This is a genomic window from Streptomyces sp. NPDC088252 (genome assembly GCF_044740965.1).
Lineage (GTDB): Bacteria > Actinomycetota > Actinomycetes > Streptomycetales > Streptomycetaceae > Streptomyces.
Genome location: NZ_JBIURS010000002.1, coordinates 267,788 through 287,170, shown reverse-complemented (window position 1 = coordinate 287,170; position 19,383 = coordinate 267,788). Strand labels below are relative to the sequence as shown.

18 protein-coding genes and 1 pseudogene are annotated in these 19,383 nt (G+C 71.7%); 14 read left to right on the top strand and 5 right to left on the bottom strand.

Translation table 11 applies throughout. The features are described from left to right. The first annotated feature begins 165 nt into the window (after nucleotides 1-165). Nucleotides 166-1,137, top strand: a complete 972-nt coding sequence (locus tag ACIOHC_RS05055; protein WP_401841463.1) for a hypothetical protein — start codon at nucleotides 166-168, stop codon at nucleotides 1,135-1,137. A gap of 3 nt (nucleotides 1,138-1,140) precedes the next feature. Here the strand turns inward: ACIOHC_RS05055 and ACIOHC_RS05050 are convergent, their stop codons facing one another. The 3 genes and pseudogenes from ACIOHC_RS05050 to ACIOHC_RS05040 all read right to left on the bottom strand — a co-directional run. After that, entirely contained in the window at nucleotides 1,141-1,725 is a 585-nt protein-coding gene (locus tag ACIOHC_RS05050) for a sigma-70 family RNA polymerase sigma factor (RefSeq protein WP_351086843.1), read from the bottom strand. A gap of 144 nt (nucleotides 1,726-1,869) precedes the next feature. Beyond that, nucleotides 1,870-2,733, bottom strand: coding sequence for a LamG domain-containing protein (locus tag ACIOHC_RS05045; RefSeq protein ID WP_401841751.1), 864 nt, complete (start codon nucleotides 2,731-2,733; stop codon nucleotides 1,870-1,872). 807 nt (nucleotides 2,734-3,540) lie between these two features. Next, nucleotides 3,541-3,732, bottom strand: a pseudogene (locus ACIOHC_RS05040) (Mu transposase domain-containing protein); the annotation flags it as partial. Nucleotides 3,733-4,001: 269 nt separating this feature from the next. On the opposite strand from ACIOHC_RS05040, the gene ACIOHC_RS05035 reads away from it, so the two are divergent. After that, the gene (locus ACIOHC_RS05035) at nucleotides 4,002-4,337 is read left to right on the top strand and encodes a hypothetical protein (protein WP_401841462.1); all 336 of its coding nucleotides are present in this window, start codon (nucleotides 4,002-4,004) and stop codon (nucleotides 4,335-4,337) included. Here ACIOHC_RS05035 and ACIOHC_RS05030 read toward each other — a convergent pair whose 3' ends face one another. Continuing rightward, a complete protein-coding gene (locus ACIOHC_RS05030) occupies nucleotides 4,338-4,871 on the bottom strand; it encodes a hypothetical protein (RefSeq protein WP_401841460.1) in 534 nt (177 codons plus the stop codon). A gap of 568 nt (nucleotides 4,872-5,439) precedes the next feature. Then, on the bottom strand, nucleotides 5,440-6,609 hold the full coding sequence (locus ACIOHC_RS05025; protein WP_351084171.1) for a pyridoxal phosphate-dependent aminotransferase: 1,170 nt from the start codon (nucleotides 6,607-6,609) through the stop codon (nucleotides 5,440-5,442). A gap of 138 nt (nucleotides 6,610-6,747) precedes the next feature. Between ACIOHC_RS05025 and ACIOHC_RS05020 the strand changes: the two genes are divergently transcribed. From ACIOHC_RS05020 to kynU, 12 genes are all read left to right on the top strand, one after another. Then, nucleotides 6,748-7,116 (top strand): hypothetical protein, encoded by a 369-nt coding sequence (locus tag ACIOHC_RS05020; RefSeq protein WP_401841458.1) that lies wholly within the window; start codon nucleotides 6,748-6,750, stop codon nucleotides 7,114-7,116. 352 nt (nucleotides 7,117-7,468) lie between these two features. Then, complete coding sequence (locus tag ACIOHC_RS05015) at nucleotides 7,469-7,990, top strand: DUF2617 family protein (RefSeq protein ID WP_389636142.1); 522 nt, start codon at nucleotides 7,469-7,471, stop codon at nucleotides 7,988-7,990. 85 nt (nucleotides 7,991-8,075) lie between these two features. Beyond that, the gene (locus ACIOHC_RS05010; protein ID WP_401841456.1) at nucleotides 8,076-9,677 is read left to right on the top strand and encodes a polyamine aminopropyltransferase; all 1,602 of its coding nucleotides are present in this window, start codon (nucleotides 8,076-8,078) and stop codon (nucleotides 9,675-9,677) included. Between the two features lie 184 nt (nucleotides 9,678-9,861). Then, a complete protein-coding gene (locus ACIOHC_RS05005) occupies nucleotides 9,862-10,815 on the top strand; it encodes an SRPBCC domain-containing protein (protein WP_351084163.1) in 954 nt (317 codons plus the stop codon). A 22-nt stretch (nucleotides 10,816-10,837) separates the two neighbouring features. Further along, complete coding sequence (locus tag ACIOHC_RS05000; RefSeq protein ID WP_351084161.1) at nucleotides 10,838-11,635, top strand: aldose 1-epimerase; 798 nt, start codon at nucleotides 10,838-10,840, stop codon at nucleotides 11,633-11,635. Nucleotides 11,636-11,712: 77 nt separating this feature from the next. Continuing rightward, nucleotides 11,713-12,252 carry an orotate phosphoribosyltransferase gene (pyrE, locus tag ACIOHC_RS04995; RefSeq protein WP_351084159.1) on the top strand — a complete coding sequence of 180 codons (540 nt, stop codon included), beginning with the start codon at nucleotides 11,713-11,715 and terminating at the stop codon, nucleotides 12,250-12,252. A 211-nt stretch (nucleotides 12,253-12,463) separates the two neighbouring features. Beyond that, nucleotides 12,464-13,495, top strand: a complete 1,032-nt coding sequence (gene fbaA, locus ACIOHC_RS04990; RefSeq protein ID WP_401841454.1) for a class II fructose-bisphosphate aldolase — start codon at nucleotides 12,464-12,466, stop codon at nucleotides 13,493-13,495. 87 nt (nucleotides 13,496-13,582) lie between these two features. Beyond that, the gene (locus tag ACIOHC_RS04985; protein WP_351084155.1) at nucleotides 13,583-14,758 is read left to right on the top strand and encodes a MalY/PatB family protein; all 1,176 of its coding nucleotides are present in this window, start codon (nucleotides 13,583-13,585) and stop codon (nucleotides 14,756-14,758) included. 90 nt (nucleotides 14,759-14,848) lie between these two features. Then, nucleotides 14,849-16,411: a DHA2 family efflux MFS transporter permease subunit gene (locus ACIOHC_RS04980; RefSeq protein WP_351084153.1), complete on the top strand. Its 1,563-nt coding sequence runs from the start codon at nucleotides 14,849-14,851 to the stop codon at nucleotides 16,409-16,411. Nucleotides 16,412-16,504: 93 nt separating this feature from the next. After that, nucleotides 16,505-16,918, top strand: a complete 414-nt coding sequence (locus ACIOHC_RS04975; protein ID WP_351084151.1) for a DUF3151 domain-containing protein — start codon at nucleotides 16,505-16,507, stop codon at nucleotides 16,916-16,918. 324 nt (nucleotides 16,919-17,242) lie between these two features. Continuing rightward, nucleotides 17,243-18,091: a tryptophan 2,3-dioxygenase family protein gene (locus tag ACIOHC_RS04970; RefSeq protein ID WP_365693574.1), complete on the top strand. Its 849-nt coding sequence runs from the start codon at nucleotides 17,243-17,245 to the stop codon at nucleotides 18,089-18,091. Further along, nucleotides 18,084-19,280: a kynureninase gene (gene kynU, locus ACIOHC_RS04965; protein ID WP_401841452.1), complete on the top strand. Its 1,197-nt coding sequence runs from the start codon at nucleotides 18,084-18,086 to the stop codon at nucleotides 19,278-19,280. The genes ACIOHC_RS04970 and kynU overlap by 8 nt, the downstream gene beginning before the upstream one ends. Nucleotides 19,281-19,383 lie beyond the last annotated feature (103 nt).

The window sequence follows — 19,383 nt, the reverse complement described above, 5'->3', positions numbered from 1 at the left end:
CGGGACCTACGGCGCCGGTCCGCGGATGGTTCACCCGGCGCACCGGTGAACCATCCGCCGACGGGCTCCGTAGTGGCCATCGGGTGCACGGCACAGCGACTGTGCCGCGCTCGTTCCCGACCGTCCCGGCTCCGCCGCCGGGGCGTCCCGACAAGGAGTCAGAAGATGATCTGGTACGTCCTGGCCGTGGTGCTGGGGCTGGCACTGATCGGGGCGGTGGCCGCGCTGATCGTCACCGAGCGACGGCCCCGCCCGCCGAAGCCCGTGCGACGGCCCCGCCGGCCGAAGCCCGTCGCCGCCTCGGCGGCCGTCGTGGGCCGGGAGGCGCTGGACGTGGTCAACGCGGGCCTGCGCCGGCTGACGGGCGAATGCCTGCGCTCCGGCCGGTCGCTGCCCGACCTGTATGCCGTCGCCTACTCCGAGGAGCGGCTCGCACTGCTGCTGGCCGGGGCCGAGGAGGTCGCCCCCGCGCCCTGGACTGCCGAGGCGGACGGCGAGCGCTGGACGATCTCGCCCGACGATCTGCACCGCCCCGGCCCGGAGGGCGAACCGGCCCTGCCGTACGCGCTGACGGTGACGGTGGGCCTGGACGGCCCCGACCGCGTACTGGTCGACCTCTCCCGGGCGGCGGGGCCCGTCTCGGTGGCGGGTCCGGACAAGGAGGTGCGCAGCCTGGTGCGGGCCGTCGTCACCGAGGCGCTCGCCGGCCCGGTGGGGGCGCTCGCCGAGGTCACCCTGGTGGGATCCCTGGCCGACGGCGGGCTCCTTTCCGGCGATGAGCCGCGGACCTCGCGGCTGCACAGCGCGGCCAGCCTGGAGGAGGCGTTCGCCACGGTGGCGGCGTCGGCGGGCACGGGAGCGTCGGAGCCCGGCTCGCCCGACGTCACCCAGATCTTCCGGCTGATCGAGGGCAGCAGCCGGATCGCCGTCCAGGGCGAGGCGCCGCATCTGTTCGTCGTGGACGCCTCGCAGCTCCCGCGACGGGAGGGGGCACTGGCCGGTCTGCGGCGCGGGGACGCGCTGCTGGTGGTCGGCGAGGCACCCACGGGGTGGCGCTGGCGTGCCGGTGCGGGCGGATCGCTCGACACCGGGCCGCTCGGCCTGGAGATCAACCGGCACGCGGGACGTCTGGCATGAGTGTCATCCGGCCTCGCGTTCCAGGCCGCCCGCGTACAGCCCGCGGCTGTGCAGCGCCTCGCGCAGGGCGCGGGCGGCGTAGTACGTCCGCGACTTGACCGTGCCCGGCGGCACGCCGAGGACCTCGGCCGTCTGGTTGACGCTGCGTCCCAGGTAGTGCACGTGCAGCAGGACCTCGCGCTGTGCCGGCCGCAGGTCCCGCAACGCGTCGATGAGCACCTGGGAGGTGAGCATGTGGTCCACGCCGTCGGCCACCGGCAGGTGGGCGAGTTCGGGTTCACCGATCTCCGGTGGTCTGGCCTGGCGGGCCCGGTGGCCGTCGATGACGAGATTGCGCAGCACGGTGAACAGCCAGGGCCGCACCGAATCCGCGGTCGGGTCGAGTTCCCCGGCGTGCCGCCAGGCGCGTATCGCGACCTCCTGGAGGATGTCCTCGGCGCGGTGCCAGTCGCCCTCCAGTCGCCGTGCGGCGAACTGCAGCAAGGCGCTGCCGTGGAAGTGGTAGAGCGCTCTGAGGAACTCGTCGGGGCAGGGTTCCGTGGTGCGGGGGCAGGGTGGTCGGTCTTCGGTCGAAGCGCTGGCCGACAAGGGCCTTTTCCTCTCCGGTCGTCTGTGGGGAAGACGGGTTCGGCCGGTTGCGGGACAACCGGCAGGCGCCGCCGCGAGCCGCGGTGCGCCCGTGCGGCGCCCGTCAGCCTGCGGCGGCGGTGAACTTGCCCCCGTCAGCGCCGGTTAGCCCGGCTCGCGAGAGGAAAGCGAGCTCACCTCACGGGATGTCAACTCCCGGTCGTAGACGTGTACGTCGGCGATGTCACCGTTCCAGTAGTCGACGGGCTTCCCGTCGAACTTGGCGCGCCCGATCACCACAGTGCCAGTGGGGTACACGTTGTTGGAGGCCACCCTGGTCCCCGCGAGCCGGCCGTCCACGTAGGTCCGCATCAGGTGGTCCTTCTGGCTGTACGTGCCGGTCAGGTGGTACCAGCGGCCGGGCTGCGGCTTCTCGGACGTCGCGACGGCGCGGGTACCGGAGAAACTGAAGGCGAAGTTCCCGTCCTGGCCGGAGTACTGGAGGAAGAATGCGCTGACCCGGTCGCCGTCCTCGGACAAGGCGGTGTGGAAGCCGTTCATGTCCTTGGGGGTGAGGCGCACCCGTGCGGCGACCGAATAGTCCTTGCCCGCGGTGTCGAGCCGGGTGCCGGTGTCCGCGTATCCGCTGGTGCCGTCCAGTTGCAGGGCGCCGCCCTCGGGGCCGTCGGTCCACTGCGTGCCGCCCCTGACCACGGCGTCGTGCGCGCCGGCCTTCGCGGTGCCCGACTGGTGCAGGGGCCACCAGCTGAGGCCCTGCAGCGACTCGGCGTCGCCACCCGGTTTCGGCGCGGGCGGGTTCGGTGCGGGCGGGTTCGGCGCGGCCGGGCTCGGCGCGGCCGGTTTCGACGCCGACGGTTTCGGCGTGGCCGGTTTCGACGCGGACGGTTTCGGCGTGGCCGGTTTCGACGCGGCTGGGCTCGACGCGGCTGGTTTTGCCTCGGTCTGTTCCTTCTCGGGGGCCTGGCCGCGCACCAGTTGGACGACGACGAAGGCCAGCGCGACGGTCAATGCGGTGATCGTAGTGATAAGCGCCCATCTGCGCGTCATGAATGTCCTCAGGAGGTGCGGCATAAGTGTGTCACTGGTGATCACGCTTCTGATGCGGAAGTGGTTCTGTGCGCCGTCAAGTTGTGACAGGCCTGTGAGCAGCGGACCTGTCCGCCTCTGGATGTGCGTCCGTGCGCCGGGGGATGCGGCGACGGCTTGTCCGGGGCGGTGGAGCATGGGGAATTGTGACGTTCCGGCGGCGCGGGCGCATCGTCCGCCGGCCGTTCCCGAGTGTTCACGACTCGGTCGCCGGCGTCCCGCCGTCCTTCCCCGGCGGTTCACCTGTGCGCGGTGGGGGTGGCGCGTGTCCCGTGGAATCCGCTCAACTCCGTTACGGCTGCCGGTGAGCGGTACGGCGGGCACGCCAAGACTTCGGGACGGGTTACCTGGGCACCCGGTTCCGCCCGGGGCGGCCGTTCGTCCTCGGCCTCCAGGAGCGGCTCCGGGGCGCGGGCTGCCGTTTCCGCCTCGCCGGCCTCGATGGCCACAACATCCGGGCTCGCTGACCCGGCCCTCACCGCCGCGGCGATCCCGATCCGCGTGGCCTCCTTGGGTAGGCGGCGGAGCAGGAGCAGGACCTCGGTCGAGGCCTGTGTTCCCGCAGCATCCCATGGGCAGCCCTGGCGGCGACCCGGAATGCCTTGTGGACGGGGGTGAAGGTGCCCTCGGCCCGCGCGGCTGCCGGCGCGGTGGAATCTGCAGGGCGCCCGGCTTGGCCGGCCGGATCTCCAAGTAGTCGAGGGCGTCCCGGTATTCGCAGCGCTCGGTCAGCCGTGGATGCCGGGCGACCACCTTGCGGCGCTCGAAGACCAGCAGCTCGTTGCCTTGCAGTAGGACACGCACCTGCTGGCCGATGAATCGGGTCGGAACGGAGTAGCGGCACTGAGGGACCGTGATTCGGCTGGAGCGGTCGACCTTCGGCGGCAGGGTGACCCCGCACTCGAAGTCCTCCGTCGGCATCGGTGCCAACTCGTCGCCTCGGCAGCGGAAGTTGAAGCCGATCGAGGCGAGTTTGCCCCGCAGACAGGCGGGCCGGCCGTGTGAGTCGTCGGGCGCCGGATCAAGTCGGTGAGGGCCCGTTCACGGCGAGGCGGTGGCGCAGGGGGCGGAAGGGGTACTACTGAGGGCGGGCAGGCCGGAGGGCCGGGCGAGCGCACCGGTCGACGCCTCGCCGGGTTCTTGCGTCCTGCAGGATTCCGTACGTCGGATTTCAACTCCGCAAAGCGGGTGTGCAATTCGATGCCGTGCGCGTGGATGGTGATGAAGGGCGGCGGCTCGCCCACCTGATGGAGGCGATCGCGGGTGGCGAGCCGGGGCCTGTCGTCGTCGAGGCGAACGGGCGGCGGGCGGTGTACTTCCTGGTTCCGGCGGGGAGCACGGTGGGCAAGTCCTGGCCCGAAGGGGTGATCACGCTGAACGCGGCGGCGGGCGGCATCGGTTGTGTGCCGATTCCCGCTCTGGCCGGCCGTACGTGGCCGTTGGTGTGGCACTTTCCGCCGACGGCGCCCGGCAGGTTCGTCCACGCCCTGTTGTTGCCGAACGCGGCGTGGGCACTGCTGGGCTGATCAGTCGGCTTTGGTGTACGTGAGCCTTTCGCCGGTCTCCGGTATCTCCCGGCTCAGGGTGCCGTTCGGGAGCAGGGTCAGCGTGGTGGCCTTTCCTGCGGTGCAGGACGACATGGGTTCGCCGATGGTGACCGTGGAGGGGCCGACTTCGACGGGGCCGCTCGGGGACGGTTCCGCGGTCAGGTCCGCCTTGAAGACGCAGTGGTAGGAGCCGCCGTTGTCGAGCGGGCCGTCCGCGGTGAGGGTGAGGACCGCCTGGCCCACCTTGCCCTGCTGGACGACGAGTTGCCGGGTGGAGTGGCCCGAGGGGTTGTCGATGGAGCCCGACCAGGTGCCGAGGTAGCCGGCCGGGATGGGGCCGTCGCTGTTCCTCTTCTCGTCGGCCGGGCTCGACGCGGCTGGGCTCGACGCGGCTGGTTTTGCCTCGGTCTGTTCCTTCCCGGGGGCCTGGCCGCGCACCAGTTGGACGACGACGAAGGCCAGCGCGACGGTCAATGCGGTGATCGTGGTGATAAGCGCCCATCTGCGCGTCATGAATGTCCTCAGGAGGTGCGGCATAAGTGTGTCACTGGTGGTCACGCGTCCGTTCCGGAAGTGGTTCGCTGTGCCGTCAAGTTGTGACAGGGCTGTGAGACAGCGGACCTGTCCGCCTCTGGATGTGCGTCCGTGCGCCGGGGAATGCGACGACGCCTTGTCCGGGGCGGTGGAACAGGGGGAGTTGTGACGTTCCGGCGGCGCGGGCGCATCGCCCGCCGGCCGTTCCCGAGTGTTCACGACTCGGTCGTCGGCGTCCCGCCGTCCTTCCCCGGCGGTTCACCTGTGCGCGGTGGGGTGCGGCGCGTGTCCCGTGGAATCCGCTCAACTCCGTTACAGCTAACGGTGAGCGGTACGGCTGCCGGCGAGCGGTACGGCGGGCACGCCAATGACTTCGGGACGGGCAGACTGCTCCCCCGACACCCGGCCCTTCGCCCCGGACTCCTCCGCGCCGCCCGCCCCGGCGCGTCCGGAAACGGCGCCGCGCCATTCGCCACCGGTCCCTCTTCCCTGGGGGACCGGTGCCGAACGGCGCAGGTGGCTCGGGACCGCGCCGGGGCGGACGGGTTCAGGACGCCAGGCGTCGCAGGCGGCCGACCGCCTGCTGAAGGACGTCGTCGCGCTTGCAGAAGGTGAAGCGGACCTGGCTGCGGCCCGCGTCGGGGGTGTCGTAGAAGACGGAGTTGGGGACGGCGACGACGCCGCAGCGTTCGGGGAGGGTACGGCAGAATGCGTAGGCGTCCTTCTCGCCGAAGGGGGAGATGTCGGTGGTGATGAAGTACGTGCCCTGGGGTTCGTAGACCTCGAACCCGGCCGCGCGCAGCCCGTCGCCGAGCAGATCGCGCTTGCGTCGCAGGTCGGCGCGGAAGCTGTCGAAGTACGTGTCCGGCAGGCGCAGCGCTTCGGCGATCGCGTACTGGAAGGGGCCCGCGCTGACGTAGGTCAGGTACTGCTTGGCCGTCCGGACGGCGGCGACGAGCGAGCCGTCCGCCGTGACCCAGCCGACCTTCCATCCGGTGTACGAGAAGGTCTTGCCGGCGGACGAGATGGAGACGGTGCGCTCCCGCATGCCGGGCAGGGCCGCGATGGGGCGGTGCGCGCCCTCATAGACCAGGTGTTCGTACACCTCGTCGGTGACGACGAGCAGGTCGTGTTCGACGGCGAGTGCGGCGATGGCGCTCTGTTCTTCGGCGGTCAGGACCATCCCGGTCGGGTTGTGGGGGGTGTTGAGGAGCAGGAGGCGGGTCCGCGGCGTGATCCTGGACCGCAGTTCGTCCAGGTCCGGGCGGAAGGACGGGGCGCGCAGGGTGAGTGGCACGCGCTTCGCGCCGGCCATCGCGACGCAGGCGGCGTAGGAGTCGTAGAAGGGCTCGAAGGCGATCACCTCGTCGCCCGGTTCGAGGAGGGCGAGCATGGTCGCGGCGATCGCCTCCGTCGCCCCTGCGGTGACCAGCACATCCGTGTCGGGGTCGACGTCCAGGTCGTAGAAGCGCCGCTGGTGGTCGGCGATCGCGGAGCGCAGTTCGGGGACGCCGGGGCCCGGCGGGTACTGGTTGCCGTGTCCGGCGCGCAGGGCCCGGACCGCGGCCTCGCGGATCTCTTCGGGGCCGTCGGTGTCGGGGAAGCCCTGGCCGAGGTTGATGGAGCCGGTCCGTACGGCAAGCGCCGACATCTCCGCGAAGATCGTCGTGCCGAACTCGGCTAGGCGGGGGTTGAGCAGCGGTCGTCCCTGGGTCATGGCCGCCATCCTGCGCGGAAGCTCTGGAGTTGCTCAAGTCTGCTTTGGCCGAACGGGGCCGGGGGCATCCCTCAGTCACGCGGGAAGCGCACGGAAGCGGGGGGACCTCGCTTCGGGGGATCGGAAGGACATGAGGTCGTGAGGACTTTTGTCGTAGTGGTGATCGCGGTGGCCGTGAGCGGACTGATCGTCTCGCTCATGGCGAGGGCCGGGAACAAGAAGAAGGCGCGCGCACGGAGTGCGCGCCGGGGTGCCGGCGGCGGCAGCGCCGCGGGTGGCAGCTGGTGGGCCGGTGGCGGTGACGGCGGCGGTGGTGGCTCGTCCTGCGCAAGCGTCGGCGGCAACCCGGGTGGTCACTCCGGTGGTCACTCCGGCGGTCATTCGGGCAGCCACTCCGGCGGTCACTCGTGCGGCGGTCACTCCGGGGGGCACTCGTGCGGCGGCGGTCACTCCTCGTGCAGTGGCGGCTCCTCGTGCGGCGGGGGCGGATGCGGCGGAGGCAGCTGACACGGGGCAGCTGATCCGTGACCGGGCAGGGCCACATGCCCGGTGCCGGACCCGAGCGGTCCGGTGCCCGACAGGTGCCCGGCGGGTGAACTGCCGCCGGGCACCTTTTTGTTGGGGCTTTCCGCGAGATCCCGGTGAACAGATGAACCGAGGGGCCCCCGAGGGGATGGAAACCACGTCAAGTTGGGTAAAAACACTGTGGACGCGGCTTACTTCGTGATTCCCTCGGTGGAGAGAACTTCCAGCCCTCGGACCTGAGTTGGACCTGATCGGGCGCCTCACCACCTCCCACGTGCAGCACGTCGGAGGCGTCCCCTGTCCATGCGTCCACGCTTGTTTGCGGAGCCGACCCATGCTCACGACCCTCCAGACGGCCTATTCCGACACCCGTGCTGCCGATTTGGCCTGGGCACTGGGGCGCGAACCGCTCCCCGCCCTGGCCGTGCTCGACCTCGATCTCGCGGGTGCCCGACTTCAGATGCGCCTGCTCGGCGCCTCCCATCAGGTGCTGCTCGAGGAGGACCGCGGCACCTGTTCCGAAACCGTGGCGTGCATCCCCGGCAGCAGCACACCGCTGCCGCTGGGTGTCGCCAAGCGGATCGGGGAGTGGGAGTACGAATTCGCGGCGCGCGTCGAGACACTCTCGGCGGGCTCGTTCGCGGGGCGTGCCCAGGAGCTCCTCGCGCTCGTGGCCGACCATCCCCACGGCCTCGCCGGGACGTTCCCCGGCAGCCCGCACGCCTTCACCGCCATGCTCGCCCAGCGGACGGAGGGCCAGGTGCGGTGGCGCACCTGGCACGCGTACCCGCAGGAGGGGCAGTTGGTGGTGACGCGCACCCAGGTGGGCGTGCGGATGCCGGCGGCAGCACTCTGACGCGGGCCCAACTCCGGCGTGAGCGCGCCACTTGCACCCTTGTGGGTGACAGTCGGCAACCGCTTCGTGACGTAGCGTTCGCCTCATGATCGACCAGCAGGTGTCGCTGCGAGGGGGCGGCGCGGCATGCCTTCCCGTACGACCGAGGACCGGTCGGTGTCTCGTGCTGGCCGCGGTCTTCGTCTGCGCAGCGTGCGGTCTGGTGTACGAGCTCGAACTGGTGGCGCTCGCCTCCTACTTGATCGGTGACTCGGTCACCCAGGCGTCCGTCGTGCTCTCCGTGATGGTGTTCGCGATGGGCGTCGGCTCGCTCCTCGCGAAACGTTTACGCAGCCGTGCCGCGGTCGGGTTCGGGCTGATCGAGGCGGTGCTCGCACTCGTCGGCGGCTCCTCGGCGCTCGTGCTGTACGCGACGTTCGCGTGGATCGGGGAGTCGCGGTACGCCCTGGTGGGGTTCTCGCTCGCGATCGGCGTCCTGATCGGGGCGGAGATCCCGTTGCTGATGACGCTGATCCAGCGTGTCGACCGGCAGGACGCGGGCGGGGCCGTCGCGGACCTCTTCGCCGCCGACTACGTGGGTGCGCTGGTGGGCGGACTGGCGTTCCCCTTTCTGCTGCTGCCGATGCTCGGACAGCTCACCGGGGCGCTGTTCACCGGCGCGGTCAACGCGGCGGCGGGTGGGGCTCTGGTGCTGTGGGTGTTCCGGCGGGACCTCGCCCCGCGCTCCCGGTGGCTGCTGGTCCTCGTCAACGTGGCCGTGATTGCCGTACTCGCCGTCGCCACCGCGCTGGTCGACGACTTCGAGCGGGCGGCGCGGCGCGCGGTGTACGGGGACGGGGTGCGGGTCGCGCTGCAGACCGGGGTCCAGGAGGTCGTGCTGACGGGGGCGGGCCGCAGCTCCCTGGGTCTGTATCTGGACGGGCGGCTGCGGGTCAGCGCGCGCGACGAGTACCGCTACCACGAGGCGCTGGTGCACCCGGCGATGAACGGGCCGCGCGCCCGCGTCCTGATCCTGGGCGGTGGCGACGGCCTCGCCGCCCGGGAGGTGCTGCGCTATCGGGACGTGCGCCGCCTCACCCTCGTCGAGCTGGATCCCGGCGTCACCCGGTTGGCCCGTACCGACCGCGCGCTCTCGGCGCTGAACGCCCACGCGTTCCGCGATCCCCGGCTGACCGCCGTCAACGCGGACGCGTTCAACTGGCTGCGGGCGGCGCACGGCGGCTACGACGTGGTGATCTCCGATCTGCCCGACCCCGGGATCTCCACCAGCACGAAGCTCTATTCGGCGGAGTTCTACGGCCTGGTCGCCGAGGCCCTCGCCCCGGGCGGCCGACTGGTCGTGCACGGGGGCCCGCCGGTCACCCGGCCGCATACGTACTGGACGGTGGAGGCGTCGATGAGGGCGGCGGGCCTGCATACCCGTCCGTACCGGATCAGCGGCCGGCTCTCCGACTTCGCGGCCGGTCCCGACCGGGCCACGCACCGGGCGCAGGCCCAGGACGGCTGGGGATTCGTCCTCGCGGGTACGGCCGCCGAGCCCGCGCTCCGGCTCTCCCCGCAGGCGCCGACGCTCCGGTCGCTGACGCGGTCCTCGCTGGTGCGCGCGGGCCGGGACGCGGAGAGCACGCGGCCGGGCGGGCTGCTGCCGTCGACGCTGGTGCATCCGCGGTACTGGGAGGACCGGTGAACCCGCCGCCCGGCGGCGCCGCGGAGCCGAACGGCTGACGGGCCCGGGAACCGCCGACGTGACGCGGAAGCGCGGACGTGACGCGGAACCGCCGAGGGGCAGCGAGACCGCCGAGGGGCCTCGGACCCCCGGCATGACGTGGAACCGCTGACGGGATGGCCGGGGCTGAGTAGGCTCGGTTTCCATGGAGCATGAGGTGTTCGTTCCGGTTCCGGCCCCGTCCCTGCGGCGGACGCTGGGCGATCCCGCCCGCGTCGCGCGCTGCGTACCGGGGCTTCAGCGGGACGCCGACGAGTCCGCCGGCCCGCTGTCCGGTCGGCTCAGGATCCGGGTCGACGGCCACACGATCACGTACCGGGGCGTGCTGCGGCTCACCGCCTCTGCGCAGGACGGTCCGGACGCGGGCGGGATCCTGGTGGCGGGCGAGGGCGTCGAGGCCAGGGGAACCGGCTCGGCGAAGCTGACGCTGACGGTCAGCCTGACGGAGAAGGACGGCGGCACGGCGATCGGTTTCGCGGGTACGGCGAGCGGTGACGGCCGACTGCTGGAGCTGGACCGGGCGGCGGCGCTCGCGGCGGCCCACCGGCTGCTCGACCGCTTCGCGCAGCAACTGGTGACGGAGACGCTGGCGGACGGCGTCGCTGCGGGTGAGGAGCTCGGCGAGGCCGAGCGGTCCGTCGGGGAAGCGGTGGAGCAGGCGATCGAGGAGGGGGCCGAGGAGGCCGACGCGACCGGCGCGGCCACCGCCCCGAGCTCCGGGCCGGAGGCCACCGACGACACGGACGACACCCCGCCCACGCACGACGCCGCCGCGGACGAGACGCCCTCCGCCGAGAAGCCGCCGGGCACGGGCTCCGTCTTCGAGGCCCCCGTGCCTCCGTCGTCGCTCGACCCCATGGCGGATGCGGAGTTCACCGTCCCCGACGGCCCCCCGGCCGAGGCGGCGCACGCTCGGCGCACCATGATCGGCCGCAGCGCCGAGGAGGTCGACCACGCGCCGCCGCGCGGGAGGTACGCGCCGGTTCCGTCACCCGATTCGACCACCGCGGGCGTCACGCTGCGCTGGGTCGCCCCCGCCGCCGCGCTCGCGCTTGCGTCAGCCGTCGTGGTGAGCCGGGCGTTGCGGCGGCGCAGGTAGCGTCGCCAGTAATGTCGTTCCGGTGAGTAGCAGCGAGAAGGACGTCCGGCTGTCCGTCGGCGACGCAGAGTTGACCGTGAACCCCGCCAACGGCTGTCGCATCAGCAGTCTGCGGATCGGTGGTACCGAACTGCTGCGGCAGGGGGAGCGGTACGGCTGTTTCCCGATGGTCCCGTGGTGCGGGCGCACCGAGAACGGGCTCTTCCACAACGGTGACGTCCAGCACCGGTTGCCGCTGAACTCCCCGCCGCACGCCATCCACGGCACCGGCAGGGACACCGCCTGGCGCACCGCCCGGGTGGGCGAGCGGGAGGCCTCGTTCTACTACGACCTCGCCGACCCGTGGCCGTATCCGGGCCGGGTGACCCAGACCTTCGAGCTGGCGGAGGACTCGCTCACGCTCGCGTTCGGCATCGAGACGTACGGGGACTCGTTCCCGGCACAGGCCGGCTGGCACCCCTGGTTCCTGCGGGACATCGGCGGCGGCGAGAACGTGGAGATCGCCTTCGACGCGGCCTGGCAGGAGGAGCGGGGCGAGAACCATCTGCCGACCGGCCGCCGCATCCCGCCGCTGCCCGGTCCGTGGGACGACTGCTTCGGGATGCCGGACGGCGTGGATGTGACGCTCATCTGGCCCGAGCAGTTGGAGCTGACCGTGAAGAGCCGGGCCGAGTGGGTCGTGATCTACGACGAGCAGGCCGAGGCGGTCTGCGTGGAGCCGCAGTCCGGCCCGCCGAACGGGCTGAACACCGACCCCCGGTACGTCACCCCGATCGAACCGCTGGAGATCGCGTCGACCTGGAGCTGGCGCAGGCTCTGACCCGGCACGGGTCCTGGCGCGGGCCCCGGCTCCGGCGCGGGCGCGGGCCCCGGGGCGCGCGCCTTAAGCTCGTAGCCATGACTGACGTACGTGCTGAGCTGCTCCAGCAGATCAAGGACAAGGCCGTGGTGCACGGCAAGGTGACCCTCTCCTCGGGTCTTGAGGCCGACTGGTACATCGATCTGCGCCGCATCACGCTGGACGGCAAGGCCGCTCCGATGGTCGGTCAGGTCATGCTCGACATCACCGCCGAACTGGACTACGACTGCGTGGGCGGGCTGACGCTGGGCGCCGACCCGGTCGCCACCTCGATGCTGCACGCCTCCGCCGCGCGCGGGCAGGAGCTGGACGCGTTCGTCGTCCGCAAGGCGCAGAAGGCGCACGGGATGCAGCGCCGCATCGAGGGCACGGATGTGAAGGGCCGCCGCTGCCTGGTCGTCGAGGACACCTCGACGACCGGGGGTTCGCCGCTGACGGCGGTCGAGGCGGTGCGCGAGGCGGGTGGCGAGGTCGTCGCCGTCGCCACGATCGTGGAGCGGGGTGCGGCTCCGGCCATCGCCGAGGCCGGGCTCCCGTACCTCCACGCGTACACGGTGGCGGACCTCGATCTGGCCTGATGTAGGGGTTGACCTGCGGTTTCTTTCGAGGGTGGGCTGTTTCACGTGAAACGGTCCGCCCTCGACGCATGCCCGCCGACCACTCGTCCGTGTACCGGGGGAAGGGCCGGGTGGAGCCGGAGCGAGAGTCTGGGAAGATGGGGGCGACGATGACGTCGCCCCCAGGTCAGGGAACCAGCACGCACACCCGCACATCCCAAGGAGCGGTCAGATGCCCATCGCAACCCCCGAGGTCTACGCCGAGATGCTCGACCGGGCGAAGGCAGGCAAGTTCGCCTACCCGGCCATCAATGTGACGTCGACCCAGACCCTGCACGCTGCACTGCGCGGCTTCGCGGAGGCGGAGAGCGACGGCATCGTCCAGATCTCCACCGGTGGGGCGGAGTTCCTGGGCGGCCAGTACAACAAGGACATGGTCACGGGCGCCGTCGCCCTCGCCGAGTTCGCGCACATCGTCGCAGCCAAGTACGGCATCTCGGTCGCGCTGCACACCGACCACTGTCCCAAGGACAAGCTGGACGGTTACGTACGTCCGCTGCTCGACATCTCCGCCGAGCGCGTCGCCAAGGGCCAGAACCCTCTGTTCCAGTCGCACATGTGGGACGGATCGGCCGAGACACTCGCCGACAACCTGGCCATCGGCCAGGAGCTGCTCGCCAAGGCCGCCGCCGCCAAGATCATTCTTGAGGTCGAGATCACCCCGACCGGTGGCGAGGAGGACGGCGTCACGCACGAGATCAACGACGAGCTGTACACGACCGTCGACGACGCGTTGCGCACCGCCGAGGCGCTCGGTCTGGGCGAGAAGGGCCGCTACCTGCTGGCTGCCTCCTTCGGCAACGTCCACGGCGTCTACAAGCCGGGCAATGTCGTGCTCCGTCCCGAGCTGCTGAAGGACCTCCAGGAGGGCGTCGCCGCCAAGTACGGCAAGGTGGTCGGCAGCCAGCCCTTCGACTTCGTCTTCCACGGCGGCTCCGGATCCACCGAGCAGGAGATCATCACCGCGCTGGAGAACGGCGTCGTGAAGATGAACCTCGACACCGACACCCAGTACGCCTTCACCCGCCCGATCGTGGACCACGTGTTCCGCAACTACGACGGTGTGCTGAAGGTCGACGGCGAGGTCGGCAACAAGAAGGTCTACGACCCGCGCAGCTGGGGCAAGTCCGCCGAGGCGGGCATGGCCAAGCGCGTCACGGAGGCCTGCGCCAACCTGCGGTCCACCGGCACCCGGCTGAAGTAGCCGCCGGTACGAAGCGCGGCCGTGGGCCCGGTACCCCTCGGGGTGCCGGGCCCACGGCATTCCGGAGAGAAGAAGTGAGGGATCCCTGTGAGTTCCAGCGCCCGCCATGACTTCGACACCGTCGTCGACCGCCGGGGCACCTGGTGCGTCCAGTGGGACGGGGTCGCGGACCGGTTCGGGGTGGACGGACTGCTGCCGTTCACCATTTCCGACATGGACTTCGAGACCGCACCGGAGGTGCTGAGCGCGCTGCGGGCCAGGCTCGACCACGGGGTGTTCGGCTACACGACCTGGCAGCAGGACGATTTCCGCTCGGCGATAGCCCACTGGTACGCGACCCGGTACGGGACAGGGATCGACACGGGGCAGTTGGTGTACGGGCCGTCCGTGCTCAACCAGCTCTCCCAACTGCTGCAGATGTGGACGGCCGAGGGCGAGGGCGTGGTCGTCCACACCCCGACGTACGACGGTTTCCGCAAGGCGATCACCGGGCTGGGGCGCGAGCTGCGGGGCGTGCCGGTGGGGGACACGGCCGCGCTGGAACGCGAGCTCGCCCGCCCCGACAGCAAGGTCCTTCTCGTGTGCTCGCCGCACAATCCGACGGGCCGGGTGTGGACGGAGGCCGAACTGGGCGAGATGTCGGCGCTCGCCGCGCGGTACGGGGTCCCGGTGATCAGTGACGAGATCCATGCGGACTTCGTGCACGAGGGGCGGGTGCATGTGCCGTGGACGCGGGTCGGCGGCGAGGGACGCTGGGCGCTGATCACCTCCGCGTCGAAGGCGTTCAACTTCCCGGCGCTGACCGGCTCGTACGGGCTGATCGGAGATCCGGTCGAACGGGCGGAGTTCCTGCGCCGGATGGAGACGGCAGAAGGGCTCGCCTCCCCGGCGGTGCTGTCACTGACCGCGCACATCGCTGCGTACCGGGAGGCCGGCTCGTGGCTGGACGAGGCCCGCGCGTACATCGCCGGGAACCTGGCGCTGGTCGCGGAACGGCTGAACGGGGCATTCCCGGAGCTGGGGTGGGAGCCGCCGCAGGCCGGCTACCTGGCCTGGATCGATCTGCGTCCGGCCGGGGTCGACGACGACGAGGCGTTGCAGCGGGTGCTGATCGAGCGCGAGAAGGTCGCGGTGATGCCGGGGGCGGTGTACGGGGCGGAGGGCTTCGTGCGACTGAACGTCGGGTGTCCGCGGTCCAAGGCGGAGACGGGCGTGGAGGCGCTGATCCGGGGTGTGCGGGCGGTGACGGGAAGGGCGTCGTAGGGCCGGGGGCCGACCACACCTCCGTGAGCATCCCCCGTCCCGATGGCCCGTCCGATGGCCTTCCCGGCGTGGAACGGGGATGCTGCTCGTATGTCTGACGCAGAGACGGGAGCCATCCGCGTCGCTTCTCCGACCGGACGGTGGGTCATCCTCACCACCGTCCTCGGCTCCAGCATGGCCCTGCTCGACTCCACCGTCATCAACGTCGCCCTGCCCCGCATCGGCAAGGACCTCGGCACCGACCTGGCCGCCCTCCAGTGGACCGTCAACGCCTACATGCTGACCCTCGCCGGGCTGATCCTTCTCGGGGGTGCCCTCGGTGACCGGTACGGGCGGCGGCGGGTCTTCGTGGTCGGAGTCGTCTGGTTCGCCACCGCGTCCGTCATGTGCGGCATCGCGCCGAACGCCGTCGTGCTGATCGCCGCCCGCGCTCTCCAGGGCATCGGCGGGGCGCTCCTCACACCCGGTTCGCTGGCACTGATCCAGGCGAGCTTCCATCCGGACGACCGGGCCCGCGCGGTCGGACTGTGGTCGGGGCTCGGCGGGGTCGGCGCCGCCATCGGGCCGTTCGTCGGCGGCTGGCTCGTCGACGGGCCCGGCTGGCGATGGGTCTTCCTGCTCAATGTGCCGGTCGCCGCGGTCTGCCTGCCGGTGGCACTGCGCCATGTACCGGAATCGCGTGACCCCGATGCACACGGGCGCTTCGACGCGCTGGGCGCCGTGCTCGGCGCGATCGCCCTCGCGCTGGTGACCTACGCGCTGATCGAGGCGCCGGGACAGGGCGCGTCCGGCGTGGTGATCGGGGCGGCCGTCGCCGGGATCGTCCTGGGGGCGGTGTTCGTGCAGGTGGAGCGGCGGCGGGCGGACCCGATGCTGCCGCCCTCGGTGTTCGCGTCCCGGCAGTTCACCGTCGTCAACATCATCACCCTCTGTGTGTACGCGGCGCTCGGCGGCTACTTCTTCCTCTCCGCGATCCAGCTCCAGGTCGTGGCCGGGTACTCGGCCCTCGGCGCAGGCACGGCCCTGCTGCCCACGACCGTGCTGATGCTCCTCTTCTCCGCCTCCTCGGGCGAACTGGGGCAGCGCATCGGGCCCCGTATCCCGCTCACCGTCGGCCCGCTGGTCGCCGCCGCCGGAATGCTGCTGATGCTGCGGGTCGGGCCGGGGTCGAACTCCGTCTCCGGCTACTTCACCGACGTGCTCCCCGCCGTCGGTGTGATCGGCGTCGGACTCGTCACCGTGGTGGCACCGCTCACCGCGACCGTCCTGGCCTCGGTGGACACGGCACGGGCCGGCCTCGCCAGCGGGATCAACAACGCGGCCGCCCGCGCCGCCGGGCTGATCGCGGTGGCCGCGCTGCCGCTGCTCGCCGGAATGGGCCCGGAGGCCTACCGGAACGCCGACGAGTTCGCCGTGACGTTCCGGCGGGCCATGCCGATGTGTGCCGGGCTGCTCGTGCTGGGCGCGGTGATCGCCTGGGCGACCGTACGGAAGCCTGCCGCGGCGCCGGACGAGGAGCGGAAGGCGCGACCCGAGTGCACGGTGCACTGCGGCGTCGTCGCCCCACCCCTGGAGCCCGAGCACGAGGACGTGGAGACGCCGGGCGCGAACCGGCCCTCGGAGCGGCGGCCCGGTACCGCCGGCGCGGACTGAACCTCATGGAGCGTGCGAACGCCCCGGCGCGAACTGTCTTCCCGAGTGGCGGCCGGGTACCCCGGCGCGCATGTGCCAGGCACACTTGAACCCATGTCGATCCACGAGAACCTGCTCGGGGGGCCTCCCCCGACCCACCTGCCCGACGACCCGGAGCCGCGCGAGCTGCTCGCCAACGGCACGGCCCCCGCCGATGTCGCGGCGAAGTACCCGACCTCCTCCCTGGCCTGGGCGCAGCTCGCCGACGAGGCGTTCGAGGGCGGCCGCGTCGTCGAGTCGTACGCCTACGCCCGCACCGGCTACCACCGCGGCCTCGACGCGCTGCGCAGGGCCGGCTGGAAGGGCCACGGCCCCGTACCGTTCGAGCACGAGCCGAACCGCGGCTTCCTGCGCGCCCTGCACGCCCTCGCGCGGGCCGCCCAGGCGATCGGGGAGCAGGAGGAGTACGAGCGCTGCTCGACGTTCCTGCGCGACTCCTCGCCGACCGCCGCCGAGACCCTCGGCTGACGACCTGGTGCACGACGGCGAGCGGGCTCCCGGCGTGCACCGGGCCGTGAGGGCTGTCCCGTACCTCAGGGTCCCCCATTCGGAGCAGGCCGGATCAGCGAGCCGGGACCGGTGCCGGGACACGCGGGCCCGGCATGATCCGGACGAGCGGCCCCTGCCGTACACGTACACCTTGTGACGTTCCGGACCCCGCAGATGTACCGGTATCTGCGGGGTCTGCGCGGTTGTGCGGGCTCCGTCTAGGATGCCGACAGGGGACCGGAGCTCCACCACCTCACGGAAGGGGCGGACCGCTACCCGGAAGCTCGTGTCGAGGAGACAGCAATGTCGACGATCCACCCCGACCCCGAAGCCACCGGTGCGCAGACCCCGCACCTCGACTTCGCGGGAACGACTCCGTACGAGGACTATGTCCAGGCCGATGTCCTGACCCACCTCCAGCACCCTCGCTCCGACGACCCGGGCGAAATGGTCTTCCTGGTCACCACCCAGGTCATGGAACTCTGGTTCACCGTCATCGTCCATGAGTGGGAGACCGCCGCGCACGCGCTGCGCGAGGACCGGACGGTCGTGGCGCGCGACGCGCTCAAGCGGTCGGTGCGGGAGCTGGAGGCGCTCAACGCCTCCTGGACGCCGCTCGCCCAGCTCACTCCCGCCCAGTTCAACTCCTACCGCGCCGCCCTCGGTGAGGGATCCGGCTTCCAGTCGGCGATGTACCGGCGGATGGAGTTCCTGCTCGGCGACAAGTCGGCGTCGATGCTCGTGCCGCACCGGGGCGCGCCCCGCGTCCACGCCGAGCTGGAGAAGGCGCTCGGCGAACCGGGCCTGTACGACGAGACGCTCGCGCTGCTCGCCCGGCGCGGGTACGCCGTACCGCAGGCCGTGCTCGGCCGGGACCTCACGCAGAAGTACGAGCCGTCCCCCGAGGTCGAGGCCGTCTGGACGGAGATCTACGCCAACCCCGACCAGAACGACGAGCTGGTCCGGCTCGGCGAGGCGCTGACCGACGTCGGTGAACTGGTGTGGCGCTGGCGCAACGACCATCTCGTCGCCACCCGGCGCGCGATGGGCTCGAAGACCGGGACCGGCGGTTCCGCCGGGGTCTCGTGGCTGGAGAAGCGGGCCACGAAGAATGTGTTCCCCGAGCTCTGGACGGCGCGCAGCCATGTCTGAGACCTTCGTCGCGCGTGCCGCGGCACTCGACGCGGCCGACCGGCTCGCCGATCTGCGCAAGCTGTTCACCCTCGACGACACCGTCTACCTCGACGGCAACTCGCTGGGCGCGCTGCCCGCCCATGTACCCGCCCGGGTGCAGGAGGTCCTCACCCGCGAATGGGGCGAGCTGCGCATCCGGTCCTGGGGCGAGAGCGGCTGGTGGACCGCGCCCGAGCGGATCGGCGACCGGATCGCCCCGCTCGTCGGGGCCGCCGCCGGGCAGATCGTCGTCGGCGACTCGACGAGCGTGAACGTCTTCAAGGCCGTCGTCGCCGCGAGCCGGCTGGCGCCGGAAGGACGCGACGAGATCCTCGTCGACGCGACGACCTTTCCCACGGACGGGTACATCGCCGCGTCGGCGGCCCGGATGACCGGCCACCGGCTCGTCCCGGTCGTGCCCGCCGAGGTGCCGGACGCCCTCGGACCACGTACCGCGGCCGTCCTGCTCAACCATGTCGACTTCCGCACCGGCAGGCTCCACGACCTGCCCGCGCTCACCGCCGCCGTGCACGCGGCGGGCGGGCTCGCCGTCTGGGACCTGTGCCACAGCGCGGGCGCCCTGCCCGTCGGGCTCGACGCGCACGGCGTGGACCTCGCGGTCGGTTGCACGTACAAGTACCTGAACGGCGGCCCCGGTTCGCCTGCCTACCTCTACGTCGCCGAACGCCACCAGGCGGCCTTCGACTCGCCCCTGCCGGGGTGGACGTCGCACGCCGATCCGTTCGGCATGACACCGGGGTACGTCCCGGCGGACGGTGCGGTACGCGGCCGGGTCGGTACCCCGGACATCCTCTCCATGCTGGCGCTCGAAGCGTCGCTGGACGTGTGGAACGGGGTGTCGATCGAGGCGGTGCGCGCCAAGTCCCTGGCACTGACGGACTTCTTCCTGGAATGCGTCGACGCGTACGCGCCCGAGGGCCGGGTCACCTCCGTCACCCCGGACGCGCACGCGGAGCGGGGCAGCCAGGTCGCGCTGCGGTGCGCGGACGCGGAACCGGTGATGAGCGCGCTCATCGGGCGCGGCGTCGTCGGTGACCTGCGGCGGCCGGACGTGCTGCGATTCGGGTTCACGCCGCTGTACGTGGGGTTCGCGGACGTGGAGCGGGCGGCGCGGGTGCTGGGCGAGGTGCTGGCGGACGCGGCCTGAGGCGGCGGCCGGGTCGGCGGGCCGGGGCCCGTTCCCGCCGGCTCCCGGCCCGCCGCGTCGTCGACGGCCGGGTCGGCGGCGACGTCCGGGTCGCCGTGGCGGG

Bases quoted from the DNA above. Each gene is read 5' to 3' on its own strand.
- ACIOHC_RS05055 (WP_401841463.1), top strand. From the start codon at position 166: ATGATCTGGTACGTCCTGGCCGTGGTGCTGGGGCTGGCACTGATCGGG.
- ACIOHC_RS05030 (WP_401841460.1), bottom strand. From the start codon at position 4,871: ATGACGCGCAGATGGGCGCTTATCACCACGATCACCGCATTGACCGTC.
- ACIOHC_RS05025 (WP_351084171.1), bottom strand. From the start codon at position 6,609: ATGACCCAGGGACGACCGCTGCTCAACCCCCGCCTAGCCGAGTTCGGC.
- ACIOHC_RS05015 (WP_389636142.1), top strand. From the start codon at position 7,469: ATGCTCACGACCCTCCAGACGGCCTATTCCGACACCCGTGCTGCCGAT.
- ACIOHC_RS05010 (WP_401841456.1), top strand. From the start codon at position 8,076: ATGATCGACCAGCAGGTGTCGCTGCGAGGGGGCGGCGCGGCATGCCTT.
- ACIOHC_RS05005 (WP_351084163.1), top strand. From the start codon at position 9,862: ATGGAGCATGAGGTGTTCGTTCCGGTTCCGGCCCCGTCCCTGCGGCGG.
- pyrE (WP_351084159.1), top strand. From the start codon at position 11,713: ATGACTGACGTACGTGCTGAGCTGCTCCAGCAGATCAAGGACAAGGCC.
- fbaA (WP_401841454.1), top strand. From the start codon at position 12,464: ATGCCCATCGCAACCCCCGAGGTCTACGCCGAGATGCTCGACCGGGCG.
- ACIOHC_RS04980 (WP_351084153.1), top strand. From the start codon at position 14,849: ATGTCTGACGCAGAGACGGGAGCCATCCGCGTCGCTTCTCCGACCGGA.
- ACIOHC_RS04975 (WP_351084151.1), top strand. From the start codon at position 16,505: ATGTCGATCCACGAGAACCTGCTCGGGGGGCCTCCCCCGACCCACCTG.
- ACIOHC_RS04970 (WP_365693574.1), top strand. From the start codon at position 17,243: ATGTCGACGATCCACCCCGACCCCGAAGCCACCGGTGCGCAGACCCCG.
- kynU (WP_401841452.1), top strand. From the start codon at position 18,084: ATGTCTGAGACCTTCGTCGCGCGTGCCGCGGCACTCGACGCGGCCGAC.